The 2,311-nt window shown below is 37.6% G+C and carries 3 protein-coding genes; 2 read left to right on the top strand and 1 reads right to left on the bottom strand.

Annotated elements, in window-relative coordinates; all coding sequences use genetic code 11:
• Nucleotides 1-5 precede the first annotated feature (5 nt).
• Nucleotides 6-788, bottom strand: coding sequence for an SURF1 family protein (locus tag ACFIL8_RS04860; protein WP_375612234.1), 783 nt, complete (start codon nt 786-788; stop codon nt 6-8).
• Between the two features lie 296 nt (nt 789-1,084).
• Here ACFIL8_RS04860 and rpmB point away from each other — a divergent pair, with 296 nt between their 5' ends.
• Nucleotides 1,085-1,402, top strand: coding sequence for a 50S ribosomal protein L28 (gene rpmB, locus ACFIL8_RS04865; RefSeq protein WP_375612235.1), 318 nt, complete (start codon nt 1,085-1,087; stop codon nt 1,400-1,402).
• A 119-nt stretch (nt 1,403-1,521) separates the two neighbouring features.
• Complete coding sequence (locus ACFIL8_RS04870; RefSeq protein ID WP_375612236.1) at nt 1,522-2,205, top strand: VUT family protein; 684 nt, start codon at nt 1,522-1,524, stop codon at nt 2,203-2,205.
• The last annotated feature ends 106 nt before the right edge of the window (nt 2,206-2,311 follow it).

Genomic DNA, 2,311 nt, shown 5'->3' on the forward strand with positions numbered 1-2,311 from the left:
TTTTTTTAGTTTTTTTGCCGTAGCAGAAAAAGAAAACCTCCTAACACACCAGCAGCTAAAATAAACCACGTGATTGCATAAACGAGATGATTATTTCGAAAATGGATAATCGTAAGACCAACGACGGGAAGTTTTGCTTGTGGAGATGTTTTTCTGGCATCAATGAAATAAGGGGCAACAGTGGACAAACCAAGTTTTTGTGCCATAGCGGGGAGATCGCGCGTATACCATAAATTTTTGTCAGGATTATTTTTACGCGGGAAAAATCCATTTTTTTCACTCATGCGTAATAAACCTATAATCGTTGTTTGTTCTGTGTCCGTGGTAGAATTTTGCTGAGATAAGGCATTTGTATGCGATTGCTCTGTGTTTTGAAAATTGTTACGTTCATCCATAGGGATAAAGCCACGGTTGATAAAGATCAGTATATTATCAGCAGTTTGTAAGGGAGTCAAAACCCAATAGCCTGTAGTATTTTGAGCGGCAGCAGTGACTAAAATATTTTTATCTGTTAAAAATTTTCCTGTGATAATAACAGGTTGATATTCATATTTTTCAAAAGTAACATCTGACCATTGATTTTTTGGAGGGGCTTTTATGGGGGGTAAATGAATGCGCTGATTGGTACTGGTGATAAGATTTGTTTTCCAGTTTAACCGTTGTACTTGCCATATACCTAATGCACTGAAGAGAAGAAAAAAACAAATACATAAAGTTCCAAATAAAAAAGAAGAAAAACGGCAAGAATTTCCCTGAAGCTTTGTCATGGGGGGGTCTTTTTTGCTCATGATTTGTGCTTCCTTTCGGGACAATAGGCTTTTATTCTAACATGGTATATATTAAAAGAAACATTTTGTACGCTTTTTGGCAGAATTTGCACGCCTTATTGAGGAAAAAGATGAAAAATGAGCCAACAAGAGATGAAAAAGGTTTTATAAAAGACTTGACCTTTTGTTGTCGACCCCCTATTAGAAAGAAACTTCCCAATGATGCCCGTTCAAGGTTGCATTGCGCGTGTTTTGCGTTCATTGTGTCTTTTGGGTATGGGGATTTGAAAGTTTCTTAGAGTTTAAGGGTGAAGTTTATGTCTCGTGCATGTGAATTGACAGGGAAGACGGTTCTGTATGGTAATAATGTTAGCCATGCGAATAATAAGACTCGGCGTCGTTTTTTACCAAATCTTTGCAATGTGACATTGATTTCAGAGGTGTTACAGCAAAGTTATCGCTTGCGTATTTCAGCAAATGCATTGCGTTCTGTTGAGCACCGCGGTGGTCTTGATGGTTTTTTGATTAAAGCAGACGATAAAGAGTTGTCGCAACGTGCGCGTTTGCTAAAACGCCAAATCATTAAGAAAAAAGCTGAGCAAGAAGGTGAGCAAAAGGCTGAACAGGCAGCATAATTGTTAGCGCCATTCTTTTTGGTTTATTAATGCTTTGATTTCGGTTTTCTGTTCTAGAAGTTAAGTTTTTTGCAGGTTGATCGTTTCATTTTATTGGTTCCATATCCCAGGTTAAAAAAATGTCTTCAAGCGGTCTTTTATTAGAACAGCAAAAGAAAAGGTATGTTGTTTTTTCTATTTTTGCAATGTGCCTTGCTGTCACGGCTTCTAATATTTTAGTTCAATATCCTGTCTATTGGTTTGATTTGAATGAGCTGTTGACTTACGGGGCTTTTACCTATCCATTTGCTTTTCTAATCAATGATTTGACCAATCGTTTTTATGGTCCATCTGCTGCGCGGCGTGTGGTTTATGCTGGTTTTTTTACGGGTGTCTTTGTTTCTTGGATATTGGCGACACCACGGCTTGCACTTGCTTCTAGTTTTGCATTTTTATTTGGGCAACTCCTTGATATTGTGGTTTTTACTCCTTTGCGACGTAAAACATGGTGGAAAGCACCTTTAGCAGCAGCGTTGGTTGGTTCAGCTTTGGATACAGTGCTGTTTTTTGCTCTTGCTTTTTCTAGCTCGTTTGCTGTTTTTGATAAGATAACAGGGTATGCAGATAGTTCACTGGTGGAGAGTACTGTTTTGGGAGGGATAGGCATGCCAGTTTGGCTATCGCTTGCTTTTGGTGATTTTTCGGTAAAAATTATTATGAGTCTGTTGATGTTGATTCCTTATGGGACAATTCTTAACATCGTAAAGCTTCCTCTTTATCAATGTCATTCAAAAGATGATTCCTCTTTTGTTTGTCACAAATAAGGATTTTTGTCTTTTTGTTTTCCTGAAGCCAAGAAAATTGTACGCTATGCTTGGTGTGACACGTTAGTTATAATGGATACTTTATCATTTACCAACTTAAGTAAGA

Origin of the sequence: Bartonella sp. AP57NXGY (assembly GCF_042195805.1) — a bacterium.
Classification (GTDB): domain Bacteria; phylum Pseudomonadota; class Alphaproteobacteria; order Rhizobiales; family Rhizobiaceae; genus Bartonella.

What these genes read in the sequence shown, in the direction of transcription:
- ACFIL8_RS04860 (WP_375612234.1), bottom strand. Translation starts at nt 788, where the DNA reads ATGAGCAAAAAAGACCCCCCCATGACAAAGCTTCAGGGAAATTCTTGC.
- rpmB (WP_375612235.1), top strand. Translation starts at nt 1,085, where the DNA reads ATGTCTCGTGCATGTGAATTGACAGGGAAGACGGTTCTGTATGGTAAT.
- ACFIL8_RS04870 (WP_375612236.1), top strand. Translation starts at nt 1,522, where the DNA reads ATGTCTTCAAGCGGTCTTTTATTAGAACAGCAAAAGAAAAGGTATGTT.